The organism is Candidatus Baltobacteraceae bacterium, assembly GCA_036559195.1.
Lineage (GTDB): Bacteria > Vulcanimicrobiota > Vulcanimicrobiia > Vulcanimicrobiales > Vulcanimicrobiaceae > JALYTZ01.
Genome location: DATBTN010000022.1, coordinates 14,687 through 33,517 on the forward strand (window position 1 = coordinate 14,687; position 18,831 = coordinate 33,517).

An 18,831-nucleotide genomic window follows, 5' to 3' on the forward strand; every position below is an offset into this window, starting at 1 on the left:
ATCGATACGATCGACCAAACGCTGACGTCGTGGATCGACGTCGCCTCCGACTCCGACTTTCCGATCCAGAATCTGCCCTACGGCGTCTTCAACCGCGAGGGCGCGCCGCACGTCGGCGTGGCGATCGGCGATCGCATTCTCGACCTGCACGCGTGCGCGAACGCCGGCCTCCTCGACGGCGCGGCCGCGCGCGATCTGCTGACGGCGCCGACGCTCAACGCACTGGCCGGCGCCGGACGGCCGGCGTGGGCGGCCTTGCGCGCGCGCTTGATCGAGCTGTTGCGCGCGGATGCGACGCAACTGCAGCGACACAACGTCGACCGGCTCTTGGTCGCGCGGCGGGATGCGGCGATGCGCCTGCCCGTCGCCGTCGGAGACTACGTCGACTTTTACTCCTCGCTCGAGCATGCGACCAATCTCGGCAAAATTTTTCGCCCCGACGGCGATCCGCTGATGCCGAATTGGCGCTGGATCCCGATCGGATACCATGGCCGCTCGAGTACGATCGTCGTCGACGGTACGCCGGTCGTGCGCCCGAGCGGTCAACGCAAACCGCCCGACGTGCAGACGCCTACGCTAGGCGCGTCGCGATCGCTCGATATCGAACTCGAAATCGGCTTTATCACCGGGCCGGGAAACGCGCTCGGCACGCCGATCCCGATCGACGACGCGCGCGAGCACATCTTCGGTTTGGTGATCGTCAACGATTGGAGCGCGCGCGACATTCAAGCCTGGGAATATCAGCCGCTCGGGCCATTCTTGGGCAAATCGTTTGCGACGTCGATTTCGCCGTGGATCGTTACGCTCGACGCGCTCGAACCGTTTCGACTGGCCGGCCCCGCGCAAACTCCGGCGCCGTTACCGTATCTGCAGAACGCCCAAGCCTGGAACTACGACATCGTCTTGCGCGTCCTGCTCGAAAGCGAGCGCATGCGCCGCGAGGGCGACGCGCCCGCGCCGATCTCGCGCTCGAACTTTAAGTACATGTACTGGAATATGGCGCAGCAACTGGCGCACGCGACGGTGAACGGCACGGCGACGCGGCCCGGCGACCTCTACGCCTCGGGCACGATCTCAGGCCCCACTCCCGATAGCTACGGAAGTTTCATCGAGTTAACGTGGCGCGGCAGCAAGCCGCTGAACTTACCCAACGGCGAAGTGCGAACGTTTCTCGACGACGGCGATCGCGTAACGCTCGCCGCCGCATGCGAGCGCGCCGACGCGCGGCGCATCGGCTTCGGCTCGGTCAGCGGGATGATTCTGCCGGCGCGGTAGCCGGTTCTTCGATCCAGGATCGGAAGTAGAGCGGATCTTCAACGTCGAGCGCTCGTTGCGCGATCTGCAGCGGCTTGAACGTATCGAGCATCACGGCGATTTCATCGGTCGATGTTTTGCCGAGGCTCGCCTCGACGGCGCCGGGCTGCGGGCCGTGCGGCGCGCCGGCGGCGTGCAGGGTGATCGACCCTTCCTCGACGCCGCGGCGGCTCATGAAATTGCCGCTTACGTAGTAAAGCACTTCGTCGCAGTCGACGCTCGAGTGATTGTACGGCACGGGAATCGCCAGCGGATGATAATCGAACATGCGCGGCACGAAGGCGCAGAATGCGGCGCCGGGCGCCTCGAACGTCGCGTGCGCCGGCGGCGGCTGGTGCAGCTTCCCGGTGATCGGTGCGAATTCGTCGAGGTTGAACGCGTAGGGATAACAGAATCCGTCCCACCCGATCGCGTCGCAAGGATGATTCCGTACCGTGTAGATCGCATCGCGCCCGGCATTGGTCACGCGAACCTCGAACTCGCCGCGCTCGTCGTGCGGCGCCTGCAGGGAAGGGGGCCGGAAATCGCGCTCGTAGTATGGCGCGTGCTCTTCCATTTGCCCGAACTCGTTGCGGTACTTGCGCGGAATCTTGATCTGCCCGGAGCTTTCGTAGATTAACAGGCGAGTCGGCGACGTCGGAGCGAGCTTCCACGTCGTTCCCGCCGGCAGAACGAGATAGTCGTGCGCGCGATAGACGATGTTGCCGAACGGGGTCTCGATCGTCCCGTCGCCACGGTGCACGAAGAGCAGTTCGTCGCCGCCCACGTTGCGATAGAAGTACTCCATCGCACGGTCCACGTCGGCAATCGAGAGGACGATATCGGCGTTGCCGAGCAACGGAACGCGTGCGTCGACGGCATCGCCGGGCGCGTGAAGCTTCTGCGTTTTAACGTGCCGATTGCGCAGCGGCTGGTTGGGGAGAAACTGCGGTACGGACCGGTTCCAATCGCGCACGTCGAGCGTTGCGGTCGGCGGCCGAAGATGATAGAGCAGCGAGTAGACGCTATCGAAGCCCTTGGTCGAGAAGAGTTCTTCGGCGTAAAGACCGCCATCCGGCCGGCGAAACTGAATGTGCCGTTTCGCGGGAAGTTCGCCCGCGCGCACGTAGAATGGCATGGCAGCTACTCCTCTTGCGACGCGCGGCCGGCCCGCTCCATCGCCTGAAAGCCGATCTTCGCGTGCGTTCCGTCGCAGAACGGCTTGGTCGCCGAACCGCCGCAGCGGCAGAGCGCGACGTTCCCTTTGGGATTCGCCGTCTCGTACGGATTGCCGTCGGCATCGATTAACGTGAAACTGCCGGTTACTAGATAGGGGCCGCTCTCGCGCGCCTTGATCGTTACATCGCTCACGAAGCACCCTTCGTTTGCATCGCCGCAGGCTACTGCTTGTAGAGTCCGATCGTCACCGTCTGCGCGAGAACGTGTCCGCGCACCGCGGCCTCGACTTGCGGACCGGTCAGCGCACTACCGCGCAGAGACGGTTCGTTCAAAGCGTAGAGCGTAAAGCGATAGTGATGAACGTTTCCCGGCGGAGGGCACGGGCCGCCGTATCCCGTTGCGCCGAACGACGTGGTGCCGAGTTGGCCGGGCGCGACGCGCGCGCCGAACGCGAGGTTGCGGGTTGTGGGTGGAATGTTGTAGGCAACCCAGTGGTACCAGCCGCCCGGCGCCGGCGCATCGGGATCGTGTGCGACGAGCGCGAAACTCTTCGTCGCTTTGGGAGCGCCCGTCCAGTGAAGTTCCGGCGATCTATTCCCGCCCCGGCAGCCGCCTTTATCGTAGACGGTACTCTTCGGCATGAAGGCGTTGTCCCGAAACGTCGCGCTCGCGATCGTGAATCGGGCCGGCGCTCCAACCGCAACGCCCGCGCAGAGCGCGAGCGTTGCGAGTGCGGAGGCGAACCTCCCGAGCGAGCGCATCAATGCGACGCGGCCGCCGGCGGCTGCGTGATGCCGAAATCCCGGTAGAACGCGTTGGGGTTCATCGGGCGCCCAAGGAAATGCGCTACCTCGGTGTCGGGGTCGAGGGTGCGCGCCGGTTCGAGGATATCCTTGCGGTAACGCATGCCGACCGCGGCACTCTCGAGGCCGCCGCGCAGAAACGCGGTGAACATGTCTTGCGCGTAGACCTTCGAGAAAAGATATCCGTAGTACCCGGCATCGTAGCCGCCCATGAGGTGTCCGAACGACGCCTGCGGGATCGTCCCCGGTACCATCGGAATCGGCGTCGTTTCGCGGGCGACTTTAGCCCAAACGGCCGTCGTATCGACGTGCGGCCCGCTCGTGTGATAATCCATGTCCACGACCGCGTATTGAATCTGCCGCGTGGTGAAGTACGCGTTGTCCACGTACCGTGCCTTAACCATCGAGGCGATCAACGCATCGGGGAGCGGCTGGCCCGTAACGACGTTCGAGCTGATTTGTTTGAGAATCGAAGGCTGCCAAACGAAGTTTTCGAGCATCTGCGAGGGAGCCTCAACAAAGTCTTGCACGAATCCGCCCGAGAGCGTTTCGTACGGCGCCGTGCCGAGCAGGGCGGCCATGTTGTGGCCGAACTCGTGGAAGAACGTCACGACGTCGTCGTGGCTCAGGAGCGCCGGATGACCGGGCGCCGCCTTCGGCCAATTCCCGACGATCGCGGCGATCCCCGGCCGAAATTGTCCGTTAGAAAGCTTGCGCGCGGGCAGCAGCGGAAAGTTAGCGAAGTGATCGTACTTGCCGGGGCGCGGGAAGAGATCGAAATAGGTCGTTCCAAGCAGCTTGCCGCTCTTGGTGTCGGTCACGTTATAGGCGAGAACGTCCGGGTTCCACGCATCGGGTGCGTGCACTTGAACGAACGTGACGCCGAGCAGCGTGTGGTAGACGTTGAGCACGGCGTCGATCGTGTGCTGCACCGGAAAATACTGCCGGATCGCATTATTATCGACCGCGTACTGCGTCTTATTCAAGAGGTTGTCGTAATACGAGGTGTCCCACGCATCGAGCGTTGCGGCGGGATTGCCCGTATCCTTGGCCTTAAGCGCCGTCAGCGTCGCGATATCGTCTTTCGCTTTGGGCAGCAGCGCGGCATCGAGATTATCGAGGAAGGAGAAGATGCGCTTCGGCGTTTTGGCGAGGCGGTCGGAGACCTGATAGGCGGCCCACGTTTGATATCCGAGCAGATGTGCCAGCCGGTCGCGCGTGGCGATCGCTTGTTCGAGCAGCGTTACATTCTTCGTGCCGCCCCGGTTGCCCGATGCGATCAGAAAGGCTTTGCGGGCACCGGGATCTTTTTCGTTCTGCATGAACTGCGCGGCCGTGCTCTCGTTGACCGGCACGGTGTAGCCGGTTGCCGTTTTCTTGAGACCGGCGACGAAGTCGGCCGGCAGGCTCTTGGCCTGCGCCGAATCGATCGCGATCGTCGTCGCGTCCTCACCGAGATTTTGCGCGTACCGGTTCTGAAGATCGGTGAGCTGGCCGCTGAGTTTTACGAACTCGGCACGCTGCGGTCCGGCGAGGCCGGCGCCGCTGCGTTTGAGCGTGTCGAGCCAGAGCGCGGTGAGACTGCGATCGTAGACCGAGCGCTCGCCGCGGCGCGAGGCGGCTGCGACGGCGGCGTAGAGGCGCGGGTCGGCCGTGATCTTCGCGAAGAATCCGGCTTCTTTGTTGTTGCAGTCCAACGAGGCGTCGCGGACCGGTTTGCTGGTCGAGACGTTGAAGAGAAACTGCTGCGCGATCGTGCGGTCGTTGAGATCGGCGGTCAAATTTTCGAGCGGCAGAACGACCGACGAGAACGTGCGCGCGCTGCGGGCGGCCACCAGCGCGTCGACGCGCTTTTGGGCGGTAGCGATCTCGCTCGAGCAGCTTGCGGCAACCTGCGCCGGCGTTAGATTCCAGTCGACGCGAGTCGGCGTTTGGCCGGCCGTCGCCGCGGGCGCGATGGCCGCTTGGGCGGCGAACGCGAGGACAAAAAAGCCGGCACTATACCGGGAGAAGTGACGAACCACAATACCTCCGTCAGCAGGATTCGGCTCCGCCGAATCCGTGGCGTTCGGCCCCCTGGGCCGAGCCGCAGCGTTGATCATCTAGTGATTGAACGTATACACGGCCGGTCCCCGTTTCCCCCGGGGGTATGACTAGGGCGGCTTGCGGGGCGTTTGGAGCCCCGTGCTATCATTCACAGAGCCATGACGGAGGTTGGGCTTCGCGCGGCGTAACCTCGTGAACCCCGCCAGGACCGGAAGGTAGCAACGGTAAGCGAGCCCTTACGGGTGCCGCGATCCACCTGACCTCCGTTGTGGTTTTCGATCCTCTAAACAACGTATGCAGCCGACTTTTGTCGCGGCCTTAGCCGCTTTCGCGGGGGCGATTATCGCCCTTGCCATATACCACGTCGCGTTTATCGCGCCGGCGATGCGCCGCATCCAAGCTCCCCTCGCCGCCCACGACGAACTGCTGGGGACCGGTGGGGTACCGGGCACGGGGAGGCTCTCTTCATTAGAAGAGGCGAGCCGCGGCCTGGCCGAACGAGTCGAGAGGTTCGAGCGGCGAGCAAGCGAACTCGAGTTGCTGGCCCGAACGGATCTCTCGCGCACCGGTTTCGTCCGGTACGACGCGTACGATGATACCAGTTCGGAATTGTCTTATGCCCTGGCCCTTCTTAATCGAGAGGGCGACGGCGTCGTCCTGAGCAGCCTTTACTCTCGCTCCGATACGCGAACCTATGGCAAAGCGGTCGAGAAGTTCGCGCCGCTCGTCCACGCTTCGGATGAAGAACTCAGCGCCATCGCTCAAGCCCGTGGAGCTGCAGACAAACGATGAAGATCGCAATTAAAGAACGCTATTTTATTAAGGTCGTTCCGCAACGAGGCGAGACCGTACACCGGTTTGAGGTGACGCGGCGCCATATCATTGGGGCGGCGATGGTGCTGGCCGTCCTCGTCGCCGGCTCGCTGGGCTTCGGCGCCTTGCAGATCGTTCGAGCGCACGCGCAGGTCGCGCAGCTGCAGACGCTCACGAGCAAGCAGGGAGACCAGCTGCGGACGATCGACCACCAGACCACGAGCATCCGCAGCCAATTGCAAAAGGTGCAGAAGCAGAATCAAGAGATTCGGCAATTAATTGGAGCCAAGCCGACCAAGACGAGCGATCGTCGCACGCGGGGGCGCCGGGTGGCCATGCACGGCAATCGTCCGCTGGTCTCGCTCGTCGCCCGCCACGTTGAGATGCTCTCGGCGGCTTCGGCCCAGACGGTTGAGGAATCGAACGTGCTTCGCCGCTTGACGATGCACGTGCTGAATATCCGCCACTTGCAGAGTCTCACGCGGGCGCGGTTGATCGCTTCGATCCCATCGATCGATCCGGTCGAAGGCGCGCCGATCGTCGGATGCTTCTGCTATCGCACCTCGCCGGACGTCGAATTTCATCCGGGCGTCGATCTCGCGGCGAATTACGGCGATACGGTCCACGCGGCCGCGGCCGGAACGGTCGTGAGCGCCGGCTGGGACGGCGGCTACGGTAAGAAGGTCGATATCGATCACGGGAACGGCTATCACACGTGGTACGCCCACCTCTCGCAGATCGACGTGCACGTCGGCCAGAGCGTCTATAAGAATCAATCCATCGCGCTCGTCGGCTCGACCGGATTTTCGACCGGTCCCCATCTGCATTACCAGGTGATGCTCGACGGCAAGGCGGTCGACCCGGCCCCGTATCTAAACGGCGTGCCCTCGAAAGTGTTAGCGTCGCTTCCATAGAACAGAGGCCTGCGTGAACGCTGGTCTGCTTTGCTCTTTCTACAACGGCCTCTCGACCGTCATTTGGATCTACACGCTCATCCTGCTCGCCTACGCGGTCGTTTCGTGGCTGCCCGATCTGCGCGGTCGCTGGACGATGTATCTGGCGATGCTCGTGGAGCCGCTGCTGACGCCGCTGCGCCGCATCATTCCCCCGATGGGCGGATTCGATCTGTCGTTTTTGGTCGTGATATTGATCATCAACTTCGTCGTTCGTCCGCTCGTCGCGCATCTCGCATTTAACGCCTGTTATTTTTAACTCTTGACGACCATAGCCAAGCCCGACCATCGAACGGGGGTCGCGACGAAGGTTCGCAACTTCTGCATTATCGCGCATATCGATCACGGCAAGACGACCCTTTCGGACCGACTGCTCGAAATGACGAAGACCGTTGCGATGCGCGATATGGAGCACCAGGCGCTCGACGCGATGGATCTCGAGCGCGAACGCGGGATCACGATTCGCATGCATCCCGTTACGCTCAACTATACGGCGCGCGATGGTGAGGTGTATCAGCTCAATCTGATCGATACGCCGGGGCACGTCGATTTTTCGTACGAGGTGTCGCGATCGCTCGCGGCCTGCGAAGGCGCGCTGCTGATCATCGATGCGGCGCAAGGCATCGAGGCGCAGACGCTCGCGAACTATCATCTCGCCGTCGAACACGATCTGACGATCATTCCGGTGATCAACAAGATCGACTTGCCGGCCGCGGACCCCGATCGCGTGATGAGCGAAGTCGAAGAACTGCTCATCATCGAGAAGGGCGATTGCATTCTCGCAAGCGCCAAGAACGGCGTCGGCGTCGAAGATATTCTCGAGGCAATCGTCGCGCGCATTCCGCCGCCGAAAGGGCATAGCGATCACCTTCGCGGGCTCGTCTTTAACGCGCAGTTCGACGCCTATCGCGGCGTGGTGAGCTACGTTCGCGTGGTCGACGGCGAGATGCATGCGGGATCGAAGTTCATGTCGATGGCGCATCAGCACGTCTTCGAGTGTACCGAAGTGGGCGTCTTTAGCCCGCACATGGTTCCGACGAAGAAGCTGGACATGGGCAGCGTCGGCTACGTCATCGCCAACATCAAGTCGCTCGGCGACATCGACGTCGGCGATACGGTCACCGAGGCGCACAACCCGGCGCACGTTCCGCTCGCCGGGTACCGCAAGGCCGTGCCGATGGTCTTCTGCGGTCTTTATCCAAACGAAGGTGTGGAGTACGACGACCTGCGGGAGGCGCTCAACAAACTCAAACTCAACGATGGCGCGCTCGTGTTCGAGCCCGAGACCTCCGTGGCGCTCGGCTTCGGATTCCGGTGCGGTTTCCTGGGCCTGCTGCACATGGAGATCGTCCAGGAGCGACTGGAGCGCGATTACACGCTCGATCTGATCGCTACCTCGCCATCGGTCGTCTTCCGCGTAACGATGAGCGACGACCGCATCGAGATGATCGATAACCCTTCGAAGCTTCCGGTCATGAATTTGATCAAGCAAATCGAGGAGCCGTACGTGAAAGCGACGATCATGACTCCGCCCGATTACGTGGGCGGCATCATGGAGATCGTGCAAGCCCGGCGCGGTACGCTCGACAACATGGAGTACCTCCACGACGGCCGCGTCATTCTGACCTACGAGATGCCGCTGATCGAAGTGATCGTCGATTTCTTCGATCAGCTCAAGTCGCGCACGAAGGGTTACGCGTCGCTCGACTACGAGATGGTGGGCTACCGTCAAGGCGACCTCGTTAAGCTCGAGATTCTCCTCAACGGCGAGCCGGTCGACGCGCTCTCGTTTATTGTGGCGCGGGAGAAAGCGCCTAACCGCGGCCGGGCGCTGGCGGAAAAACTCAAAGAGTTAATTCCGCGACAGATGTTCGAAGTGCCGATTCAAGCCGCCATCGGCGGCAAGGTCGTCGCGCGCGAAACCGTCAGCGCGATGCGCAAGAACGTGCTCGCCAAATGCTACGGCGGCGACATCTCGCGCAAACGAAAACTCTTGGAGAAGCAGAAGGTCGGTAAGGAACGCATGAAGCGCGTCGGTCGGGTCGACTTGCCGCAGGAAGCGTTCATGGCCGTTCTGCGCCTGGAAGATTGAAGACGTTCGTCGCGACCAAAAACGAAGGCAAGCTCGCCGAGATGCGCGCGATCTTCGCGGGTTCGTCGCTCGAACTCGAAACCTATCCGCAGTACGCCGACGTCGTCGAGGGCGACCGCAGCTATCGAGAAAACGCGATGCTCAAGGCGCGCGCGCTTCACGCGCAACTGCGAGCAGCCGGGATCGCCGGCGCCGTACTCGCCGACGACTCAGGGCTCGAAGTCGATGCGTTGCAGAGGCGTCCAGGCGTCCTTTCGGCGCGCTACGGCGGTGAGGGCGCGAGCTGGCCGCAGCGTCGCGCGCTCTTGCTCGAAGAATTGCGCGGAATCCCCGAAACGGCGCGCAACGCCCGCTTCGTTTGCGCCATGGCGCTGATTCTGGGCGACGGCGTGGAAATCGAGGTGCAAGCGACCGTAGACGGGGCGATCGCGGCGAGCGAACAGGGTCGTTTCGGCTTTGGATACGATCCGATCTTTCTCTATCCGCCGGCGGACGTGACGTTCGCACAGCTCGACGATGCGCAGAAGAACCGCATCAGTCATCGTCGCCGCGCGGCCGATGCGCTGCTCGCAAGACTCGCCGCACGTGTCTAGCGAAGCGCTGATTCTGCCCGCGAGCGGCGACGACGTCGCCTACTACGCGCAACGCCGCTGGCCCGACGATCACGCGCGGCAGCTCTACGCCGACCTGGCGGAGCTCGCGCCCAACGGCGCGTGGGTCGCAAAGGACGAGGGCACGCCGATCGGCATCGCCATCGCGCACCCGCTCGAGGACGAGTGGTTTCTGAGCGAGCTTTTTGTGGAGCCGAGCTTTGTGCGGCAGGGCATCGGCCGGAAGCTGCTCGTCGAGGTCGCGCGCGACGCCGGCGACGTGAGTCGCAGCGGTCTGCTCGATCCGCACGAACTCGGCGGCGTCGCCTTCTTCCTGGGGCGCGGCGTTTCGCTCCAGGCACCGGTCGTTCGCGTTGCCGGCGCCCTCCCGCCGGAGGAAGACCTCGCGCGCATGGCCGCCGGCGACTATCGCTTTTCGGCCGAACCCATCGATCCGGCACGCGACCGGCAAGCGCTCGGCGCCCTCGATCGCGAGGTGCGTGGGACCGCCCGGCCGCTGGATCACACGTATTTTGCGCAGCGCGGTCAAGGCATCGGATTTCGGCTCGGTGACGAGTTCGTCGGCTACGCTTACGTGTGGCCCAACGGCAGCATCGGGCCGATGGTAAGCGCCTCGCCCGCGTATCTCGTCCAATTCTTCGCGTATGCGCTCGTGATGCTCGATCGAACGTTCGGCGCGACCTGGTGCACCGCGCTCGTTCCCGGAACGAACGTTCGCGTGATGCGAGCGGCCCTGCGCGCGGGCCTCACGATCGACGCCGTCCGCCTCTTCGCATGCGATGCGGGCTTGCTCGATCTCACACGCTACGTGGGATTCCACCCGTTGTTGTTTTGAACCGGCGCGCGGTCTCGAAGGAATCGGGGGCGCGGCTCGAAAGCAGAGGACGGATTGTCGGGACGTAGCTCAGTTTGGTAGAGCGCTGCGTTTGGGACGCAGAAGTCGCAGGTTCAAATCCTGTCGTCCCGATAGGTCCATCCAGAACGCTCCGGAGGGCCGGTGAGCTAAAACCGGTTGCGCGGGCGTGGTATTCTAGTCGAGGTAACGACGCGAACCGAGGGTCAATCGTGCGCCCGTGGTCTAATGGATAAGGCACGAGTCTTCTAAACTCGAAGATGGGGGTTCGATTCCCTCCGGGCGCGCCAAGATACGTGGTGGTTGTAGCTCAGTTGGTTAGAGCGCTAGACTGTGACTCCAGAGGTCGCGGGTTCGAGTCCCGTCAGCCACCCCAATCTCTCTAGAAACGACCCGCTTCGACGAGAATCGAGCGGGTCGTTTTCGTTTGGGGAACAACGCTACGAGGATGGAGCGCCGCAGAGCCCCCGCGCGTCACTGGCGCGAGATCGCCGGGGCCGCCTTGGCAGTCGCGTCGGCGGTGCTGTTCTTTTTTGCGGTCGTGCAGATCGAGCGTTCCGACTCGGCCGCGGGCGGCGACGTTCGCACGCTCAAACAAGAGCGGGTCGCGATTGCGTACGCGCGCGTACTTCGGCCGCTGTTTGCCGACGCCGAGCGCTATCGCGACAGTCTGGCGCTCGTGCGTCCGCAACCGGAGCCGGGATTGCGGCGGCAGATCGACGGCGAGATGGCCGCCGTGACGGCTTTTGCGGCCGGTCCGGGCGCCGCACTCGATCTCGGCGCGAGCGCGCAACGAACGCGCGCCGCATGGCTGGCGGCGCGCCGCGAGCGCCATCCCTCCTCCGCCGCCGGTACGGCGCGTCTCGTGCGCGCGATCGAAGATCTCTATCTGACGGTAGAAAACCGCTCGGGTCTGACGTACGATCCCAATAGCGACGCGCAAAACCTCGCCGATATGCTCTTTGCGAAATTGCCCGGTGCCTATAACGAAGTCGCGCATTCCGATCTAATCGCGCAGAACGCCGTCGTCACCGGCTCGATCGGCATTGCCGATCGCAACGAGTTGGCGATCCTCCTGACGCTTACCGAGAGCGACTACAATCTCACGGCCGACGATCTGCCGAGCGTTCTCGCGAACGCACGCGCCGTCTCGAGCGTGCCGTCGAGCGATGTGCTCGAGACCGCCGCGGCCGCGCAATCGTACGAACGTGCGGGCGACGCCTTTCGCGCGCTCGCCGGTTCCGGCGTGCGCGACCGGCTTCGCCCGCTCGGCGATCCGGCGGCGATCCACGCGCGCGCGGTCGCGGCGCTGGTCGCGGGGACGCGAGTCGACTACGATTTGCTCGCACTCTTCGATGCGACGCTGGCACGCCGGGCTCGAATCGAAGGCGTCCACAATCGGTACCTGTACCTCTCCGCGATCCTGGCGGCGATCTTTCTAATCGGAATGATGCTCTTCATCGCCGAGGCGCGACTGCGGCGCGAACGCGACGCGCGCCGTCAAGCCCAGCATCTTTCGAAGCGGCTCGAGGCGGAACTGGCCTTTCAAAAAGCCGAGCGTGCCTTGCAGCTCTCCGAAGCGCAGTTTCGCGCCATCTTTGAAGGCGCCGCCATCGGAATCGCCATTTTCGATCGCGACGGCAAGATCGTCGACGCCAACACGGTGTTTCGTACCGTCTACGGCGAGACCGGCGCGAACGCACTAGCCGGCCACGAGCGCGAGTTTCGGGAGTTAATGCAAGGCGAGCGCGATCTCTTCGAATTCGAAGGACGCGTCGTCGCGCCGGACGGCGCCGAAGTCTGGACCGTCTCCACACTTTCGCTCGTTAACGACCCGCACGGAATCTCGCAGTTCGCCATTTGCACGTTCCGCGACGTGTCGGTTCTGAAGCGCAACGAGCGGCGCATCCTGCACGATATGATGCACGACGCGCTCACCGGCCTGCCGAACCGGCTCCTCTTTGAAACGAAGCTTCGCGAACGGTTCGTCGCGATGAAGGCCGTGCCCGATCGCTTCTTCGCAACGTTGATCGTGGACCTCGATCGCTTCAAAGACATCAACGAAAGCCTCGGCCACGACGCGGGCGATTTCGTGCTCGAGCACGTCGCCCAACGCCTGCGTTCCGCGGTCGAACCCGACGACGTGGTCAGCCGCCTCGGGAGCGACGAATTCGCCCTGCTCGTCGGGCCGCTGCGCGATATCGCGCAGGTGGAAAAAGTAGCGGTGCGCGTGCTCGCGGCGATGGGAACGCCGATCGCGATCGGTGCTCGCGCCCTCTTCGTATCGCCCAGTATCGGCATTGCGGTTGCCTCGAGCGCGTACGCGCGTGCCGAGGATGTGATGCGCGATGCAAACATCGCCATGCGGCACGCCAAAAGTGACGGCGGTTCGCGATTCGCCGTCTTCGACGGAAAGATGCACGCGCGCGCTCGGCGGCGCCTCCAGTTGACGACGGACCTTCGGTTGGGCCTCGAACGCGGAGAGTTCTTCCTGAACTATCAACCCATCGTGAGTCTGATCGACGGAACGCTCGCCGGCTGCGAAGCGCTCATTCGCTGGCGGCAATCGCCCGACCGGGTCGTTTTGCCGGCCGAGTTCATGCCGCTCGCCGAGCAGACGGGGCTCGCGGCCCCGATCGGCCTGTACGTTTTGCGAACCGCCTGCCAACAGCTCGGGAGCTGGAAACGCATTCCAACGGTAGCGCGGCAAGCGTTTTCGCTTAACGTCAACGTCTCGGCCGGCGAACTGGTCGATCGTTCGTTCGAACGATCGCTGCTGGAGACGATCGCCGAATTCGGCGTGAGTCCCGAAGATCTCACGATCGAGATAACCGAAACCGTCGTTCTCGATGCGGGAACGCGATCGAACGAAATCGTCGAGCGTTTGCGCGGGCACGGATTCAAAGTGTGTATCGACGATTTTGGAACCGGATACTCGTCCTTGCGCTACCTGCAGCAATTCAAAGTAGACTCGATAAAAATCGATCGCTCGTTTGTGGCGGGCCCGGATGGCGAGATCGCGAGCGAGCCGATCGTTCGAACGCTGATGACTCTGGCGGAATCGTTCGACGTGCGCGTGGTGGCCGAAGGCGTCGAGACGCAGCGCCAGCGCGACGTCCTGCGAAACGCCGGGTGTCGCTACGCGCAGGGATTCTTCTATTCGCACGCGGTCGCCGCGGAGGAGCTAGAGGCCATGCATCCGGAGCTCTTTGGCACGATCCCGCGCCGGGCGGCCGAATGAGGCGGGGGCGAGCAGGACGTCCCCTCGCCCCGCGCGTATCAGTAGGCCCGTCCTCGGTACTTGAAAAAGTGCGCGATCCTCGTTAGACTAAGTCGGTTGCGCCTTTAGCTCAGTTGGTAGAGCAGTAGACTTTTAATCTATTGGTCCCGGGTTCGAGTCCCGGAGGGCGCAGAACGCACCGCTAGCTCAATGGTAGAGCAGTTGACTCTTAATCAATTGGTTGAAGGTTCGAGTCCTTCGCGGTGCACGTTTACCAGAAGCCTCGATTCGTAACGAATCGGGGCTTTTTGCGAGCAATGAGTGGAACCGCTCGGTCGGTTCCGCGCGTTGTAGGGGTATATACGCTTCGAAGGGGGTGCGGCACGTGATCTTGGCAATGGCTTCGGTTTCGGCCCCGGCGAGCGCCGCGCGCGATCCTTACGGCATATTTAATGCGGCGCGTTTGGTGTGGGAGCAAGCCGTATATCCTTCGTACGTGCGTTACAATATCGTCGTCCGAGTCGATGAAAACGGCGTCGCGAAGAGCAGTCACTACAACTCGCTCTACGACGCGACATCCGATCTCGTGCGAGTCGACGGCGTCAGCGAGGAACAGCGCGCGCACCCTCATGTGGCGCCGACGGGCGTCAATTTCAATATCATGGGAATAGGGGTGAGTAAGCCCGAGGAGCCGGTAGATTATCTCGGCATACCGGAACTCGCGCCCAATTATTCGTTCGGCATCGCGTCGTATGTGCCGGGCCGCACGAAAGATCCGGCGGCGCTCGTGGCCGCCATACGCCGCCAGTTTCACGATCCCGCACCGCGTCCGACGGCGCGACCGGCAAACGGCGGGCTAAAGGTCATCGGCGACGTGGAAGCGATGCGACGAAACTACGTGATGACCTACGACGGAATCGAACCGATCGACGGGCACCTCGACTATCATCTATCGCTGCGTCCGACGCACGAGCCGAAGAAGTACCGGCTGCGCGAGTTGTGGATCGACGATCGATCGTTTATGACCGACCGTTTGACGAGCGACGGGAATTTTACCGACGGGCCGGCGGCCGGCGTACCGTGGACGGTGACGTTTACGCAACTCGACGGCGCGCCGATTATCGCAACCGAGTCGACGACGGCGACATTGAACGCGCACGCGCGGGCGTATTCGAATATCTCGATTGCATTCGAAGCGATGGATCCGCTCGCGAATATGCCGTTGGAATTGAATCTCGAGACGACGTCCGGCCAGGCGCTCCGCGAACCACAGTAGATCCAGACCTTCGTCGCACCGTGGTTACTCGAATCGAGCGATCGCGTAAAGATTTTCCCAAAGCGCGGAGGAATCGCGCCCGAGGCGTTATATTTATCGGGGTCGCCACGCTATATCGGCGTCCAGGGCAAGTGGCGGAACTGGCAGACGCGCTGGATTTAGGTTCCAGTGGGGCAACCCGTCCGAGTTCGAGTCTCGGCTTGCCCACGTTACCATCGGCGCGAAGCGCGTGCGGAAGTAGCTCAGTGGTAGAGCATCGCCTTGCCAAGGCGAGGGTCGCGAGTTCGAATCTCGTCTTCCGCTGATTTCTTTAACCGGCGCTGCGGCGCAAGCGCCTGCGCGCCCCCCACGGGCGGAGCCCGCGGGGTCCCCCTCCGGCGATTCCCGCTACCCCCCGTTTTGGCAAGAGTGCTCTCGGAGAGAATCTATCATCGCTACGTCTACGCTCACGCAGCTCGCGCCCACGCAGGTGGAGCTCGAGATCCCCATCTCGGCCGACGAATTGAAAGCCGCCGAAGACCGCGCGTTTCGCCGCTTGGCGAAGAACGCGAAGCTCCCCGGCTTTCGTCCGGGTAAGGTGCCGCGCAAGGTGTTCGAACAGACCTACGGCGCCGAGACCATCACGAGCCAGGCGATGGAAGACGTCGTGCCGGAGGTCTACGCCAAAGCGGTGCGCGAGCACGATATCGATCCAATCGACCGCCCGAAGATGGAGCTGCTTCCGCAAGAAGAAGGCAAGCCGACCCGGATCAAGGCCGTCGTTGACGTCCGTCCGCAGATCGAGCTCGTCACGTATCGCGGTCTGGAACTCGAGCGCGAGCCCTCTACCGTGAGCGACGACGACGTGGAGCGCAGCCTGGCGGCCCTCGCCCGGGACCGCGCCACGCTCGTTCCGGCGGAGCGCCCGGCGAAACTCGGCGACGTCGTTACCATCGACTACGAAGGCAAAATCGACGGCACGCCCTTCGAAGGCGGCACGGCCACGGGACAGGCTACCGAACTCGCGGAGGAGCGTTTCATCCCCGGTTTCGCGACCGGCATCGCCGGTATGAAGGCCGGCGAGACCAAGGACGTCGAGGCGATCTTCCCGGAGAAATACCAACAGGAAGAACTCGCCGGCAAGACCGCGGTCTTCACGATTACGCTCCACGAGGTCAAGGAACACGAGCTGCCGGTCGTCGACGATGAGTTCGCCAAGTCCGTCTCGCAGAGCGAGTCGGTCGAAGCGCTCAAAGACGATATCCGCAAGCGGCTCGAGGTGATTTCGGAGCAAAAGGCGCGCCGCGAGCTGGGCAACGCGGTCGTCGAGAAGCTCGTCGGCACTCACGAGTTTCCGTTGCCGGAGGTGTTGGTGCTGCGCGAGATCGACCAGATGCTCTCGGATACGGGCGGATTCGCAACCCGCATGGGCGTTTCGTACGAAGACTATCTCAAGGCCGTCGGCAAGACCGAAGACGACTTGCGGGCGGAGTACCGCAAGGACGCCGAGCAGCGCGTGAAGGGCACGCTCATCCTCGAGGCGATCGCCAAATCCGAGCAAATCAACGCCACCCCGGGCGATATCTCGGCGGAGTTGCAGAGCCTCGCCGAGCAATACGGGCAGCCCATCGACCGCATACGGCAGGCGCTTGGGAACAACGTCCTATCCTTGATGGACGGTATCGTAAGGAATAAGACGGTCGAATTTCTTATCGACAACGCGTCGATTAAGGAAAAAAGCAACTAGCACCGCGCCGTCGTAGTTACGGGATGCAGAAGAACCGTAACGCCAGGGAGAACTACACATAATGGGTCATCTCGTTCCGATGGTCGTCGAGCAGAGCGCACGCGGCGAACGCGCCTTCGATATTTATTCGCGCCTGCTCAAGGATCGGATCGTGTTCGTCGGCGGCGCCATCGACGACCACCTGGCGAACCTGGTCATCGCGCAGCTGCTCTTCCTCCAAAAGGAAGATCCGGATAAAGACATCGACATGTACGTCAACAGTCCGGGCGGCAGCGTGACCGCGGGGCTCGCGATTTACGACACGATGCGCTTCATCAAACCCGACGTCGCGACCATCTGTGTCGGCATGGCCGCCTCGATGGGCTCGATTCTGCTCACCGGAGGCGCCCCGGGGAAGAGAATGTCCCTGCCGCACTCCAAGATCCTGATCCACCAGCCGTGGGTCCAGCAGGTCGGCGGCCAGGCCACCGATATCGAGATCCACGCCCGCGATCTGATCGCGACGCGCCGGATGCTGGCGGGGATCTACGAGGAGACGACCAAGAACAGTATCGAGCAGATCCTCAAGGATATCGAGCGGGATTTCTACATGACCGCGCAGGAAGCCAAAGATTACGGTATCATAGACACGATCATCGAGAACTCGTCGTCTCTGGCTACCCCGGCCTAGTCGACAGAAAAGGGCAAGTACACCAGGGATATGTTTCGCTTCGGAGACGAAAAAGGTCAGCTGAAGTGCAGCTTCTGCGGAAAATCGCAGGAGCAGGTGCGCAAGTTGATCGCAGGTCCTGGCGTGTACATCTGCGATGAATGTATCGAGCTTTGCAACGAGATTATCGAAGAAGAGCTCTACAAGAACGTCGATGAAAACCTGCGCTTGCGGAACATCCCCAAGCCCAAAGAGATCAATCACATTCTCAACCAGTACGTGATCGGTCAAGAACGCGCGAAGAAATCGCTCGCCGTTGCCGTTTACAATCACTACAAACGCGTGAACATGGGTACCTCGGCCGACGACGTCGAGCTGCAGAAGTCGAACATCCTGCTGGTCGGCCCGACGGGCTCCGGCAAGACCTATCTCGCTCAGACGCTAGCGAAGATTCTCGACGTCCCGCTCGCGATGGCCGACGCGACCTCGTTGACCGAAGCGGGCTACGTCGGTGAAGACGTCGAGAACATTCTGCTCAAACTCATCCAAGCTGCGGACTACGACGTAAAGCGGGCCGAGAAGGGCATCGTCTACATCGACGAGATCGACAAGATCGCGCGCAAGAGCGAGAATCCGTCGATCACGCGCGATGTCTCCGGTGAAGGCGTGCAGCAGGCGCTGCTAAAAATTCTCGAGGGCACGACGGCCAACGTTCCGCCGCAGGGCGGGCGCAAGCATCCGCATCAAGAGTTCATTCAGATCGATACGACCAACGTGCTCTTTATCTGCGGCGGCGCGTTCGATGGGCTCGAGCGAATCATCGAATCGCGCGTCGCTTCGAACAACATGGGCTTCCGCGCCGCACCGGAGAGCAAGAAGAACCTGCACATCGGGAAGCTGCTCCAGCAGCTTATGCCGGAAGACTTGCTCAAGTTTGGATTGATTCCGGAGTTCATCGGCCGCTTGCCGATCGTCGTTACGCTCGACGCGCTCGACGAACTGGCCCTGCGCCGCATCCTCGTAGAACCGCGCAACGCGCTGGTCCGTCAATTCCAGAAGATTATGGGGCTCGACGGCGTCGAGCTAACCTTCACGAAAGAAGCGCTAATCGCCATCGCCACGCGCGCACAATCGCGCAAGACGGGCGCCCGCGGCCTGCGTTCGATCCTCGAAGAGACGATGCTCGACGTCATGTACGACCTGCCGTCGCTCACCGGCGTAAAGAAATGCATCGTCAACAAAGAAGTCATCGAGAAGAAAGAAGCGCCGACGCTCATCTACAGCGAACGCCAAAAAGACATGCCCGCCTAACCACCC

At 62.4% G+C, this 18,831-nt stretch carries 16 protein-coding genes, 7 tRNA genes and 1 other RNA gene; 20 read left to right on the forward strand and 4 right to left on the reverse strand.

The annotated features are described in order from the left end of the window. The first annotated feature begins 72 nt into the window (after positions 1-72). The gene (gene fahA / locus VIG32_02290) at positions 73-1,275 is read left to right on the forward strand and encodes a fumarylacetoacetase (GenBank protein ID HEY8296840.1); all 1,203 of its coding nucleotides are present in this window, start codon (positions 73-75) and stop codon (positions 1,273-1,275) included. Here the strand turns inward: fahA and VIG32_02295 are convergent. From VIG32_02295 to VIG32_02310, 4 genes are read right to left on the reverse strand one after another with little or no spacing between them, the layout of a single operon-like run. Further along, a complete protein-coding gene (locus VIG32_02295; GenBank protein ID HEY8296841.1) occupies positions 1,247-2,431 on the reverse strand; it encodes a homogentisate 1,2-dioxygenase in 1,185 nt (394 codons plus the stop codon). The genes fahA and VIG32_02295 overlap by 29 nt on opposite strands. A gap of 5 nt (positions 2,432-2,436) precedes the next feature. Continuing rightward, a complete protein-coding gene (locus VIG32_02300) occupies positions 2,437-2,664 on the reverse strand; it encodes a CDGSH iron-sulfur domain-containing protein (GenBank protein ID HEY8296842.1) in 228 nt (75 codons plus the stop codon). Positions 2,665-2,693: 29 nt separating this feature from the next. After that, a complete protein-coding gene (locus tag VIG32_02305; GenBank protein HEY8296843.1) occupies positions 2,694-3,233 on the reverse strand; it encodes a YbhB/YbcL family Raf kinase inhibitor-like protein in 540 nt (179 codons plus the stop codon). Next, positions 3,233-5,299, reverse strand: coding sequence for a M3 family metallopeptidase (locus VIG32_02310; protein HEY8296844.1), 2,067 nt, complete (start codon positions 5,297-5,299; stop codon positions 3,233-3,235). The genes VIG32_02305 and VIG32_02310 overlap by 1 nt, the downstream gene beginning before the upstream one ends. A 188-nt stretch (positions 5,300-5,487) precedes the next feature. Here VIG32_02310 and ffs point away from each other — a divergent pair. The 19 genes from ffs to clpX all read left to right on the forward strand — a co-directional run bounded on the left by ffs (position 5,488) and on the right by clpX (position 18,825). Further along, an RNA gene (gene ffs, locus VIG32_02315) (signal recognition particle sRNA small type) lies at positions 5,488-5,586 on the forward strand. Between the two features lie 29 nt (positions 5,587-5,615). Beyond that, positions 5,616-6,113: a DUF4446 family protein gene (locus tag VIG32_02320; GenBank protein ID HEY8296845.1), complete on the forward strand. Its 498-nt coding sequence runs from the start codon at positions 5,616-5,618 to the stop codon at positions 6,111-6,113. Further along, entirely contained in the window at positions 6,110-7,048 is a 939-nt protein-coding gene (locus VIG32_02325; protein ID HEY8296846.1) for a M23 family metallopeptidase, read from the forward strand. Before VIG32_02320 ends, VIG32_02325 begins: the two co-directional genes overlap by 4 nt. Positions 7,049-7,061: 13 nt before the next feature. Then, positions 7,062-7,346, forward strand: coding sequence for a YggT family protein (locus tag VIG32_02330; GenBank protein HEY8296847.1), 285 nt, complete (start codon positions 7,062-7,064; stop codon positions 7,344-7,346). 3 nt (positions 7,347-7,349) lie between these two features. After that, on the forward strand, positions 7,350-9,179 hold the full coding sequence (gene lepA / locus VIG32_02335) for a translation elongation factor 4 (GenBank protein ID HEY8296848.1): 1,830 nt from the start codon (positions 7,350-7,352) through the stop codon (positions 9,177-9,179). After that, a complete protein-coding gene (locus VIG32_02340; protein HEY8296849.1) occupies positions 9,176-9,772 on the forward strand; it encodes a non-canonical purine NTP pyrophosphatase in 597 nt (198 codons plus the stop codon). The genes lepA and VIG32_02340 overlap by 4 nt, the downstream gene beginning before the upstream one ends. Then, the gene (locus VIG32_02345) at positions 9,765-10,625 is read left to right on the forward strand and encodes a GNAT family N-acetyltransferase (protein HEY8296850.1); all 861 of its coding nucleotides are present in this window, start codon (positions 9,765-9,767) and stop codon (positions 10,623-10,625) included. Before VIG32_02340 ends, VIG32_02345 begins: the two co-directional genes overlap by 8 nt. Before the next feature lie 58 nt (positions 10,626-10,683). Beyond that, positions 10,684-10,757, forward strand: a tRNA-Pro gene (locus VIG32_02350). A gap of 100 nt (positions 10,758-10,857) precedes the next feature. After that, positions 10,858-10,933 (forward strand) — tRNA-Arg (locus VIG32_02355). A gap of 9 nt (positions 10,934-10,942) precedes the next feature. After that, positions 10,943-11,019 (forward strand) — tRNA-His (locus VIG32_02360). Positions 11,020-11,091: 72 nt separating this feature from the next. Continuing rightward, positions 11,092-13,884, forward strand: a complete 2,793-nt coding sequence (locus VIG32_02365) for a bifunctional diguanylate cyclase/phosphodiesterase (protein HEY8296851.1) — start codon at positions 11,092-11,094, stop codon at positions 13,882-13,884. A 98-nt stretch (positions 13,885-13,982) separates the two neighbouring features. Further along, a tRNA-Lys gene (locus VIG32_02370) sits at positions 13,983-14,055 on the forward strand. A gap of 4 nt (positions 14,056-14,059) precedes the next feature. Beyond that, a tRNA-Lys gene (locus VIG32_02375) sits at positions 14,060-14,131 on the forward strand. Between the two features lie 117 nt (positions 14,132-14,248). Beyond that, positions 14,249-15,139 carry a hypothetical protein gene (locus VIG32_02380; protein HEY8296852.1) on the forward strand — a complete coding sequence of 297 codons (891 nt, stop codon included), beginning with the start codon at positions 14,249-14,251 and terminating at the stop codon, positions 15,137-15,139. 125 nt (positions 15,140-15,264) lie between these two features. Then, positions 15,265-15,346: transfer RNA gene (locus tag VIG32_02385), tRNA-Leu, on the forward strand. A gap of 24 nt (positions 15,347-15,370) precedes the next feature. Continuing rightward, positions 15,371-15,442 (forward strand) — tRNA-Gly (locus VIG32_02390). A 127-nt stretch (positions 15,443-15,569) separates the two neighbouring features. Further along, complete coding sequence (gene tig / locus VIG32_02395; GenBank protein ID HEY8296853.1) at positions 15,570-16,865, forward strand: trigger factor; 1,296 nt, start codon at positions 15,570-15,572, stop codon at positions 16,863-16,865. 61 nt (positions 16,866-16,926) lie between these two features. After that, positions 16,927-17,535, forward strand: coding sequence for an ATP-dependent Clp protease proteolytic subunit (locus VIG32_02400; protein ID HEY8296854.1), 609 nt, complete (start codon positions 16,927-16,929; stop codon positions 17,533-17,535). 30 nt (positions 17,536-17,565) lie between these two features. Further along, the gene (gene clpX, locus VIG32_02405) at positions 17,566-18,825 is read left to right on the forward strand and encodes an ATP-dependent Clp protease ATP-binding subunit ClpX (protein HEY8296855.1); all 1,260 of its coding nucleotides are present in this window, start codon (positions 17,566-17,568) and stop codon (positions 18,823-18,825) included. Positions 18,826-18,831 lie beyond the last annotated feature (6 nt).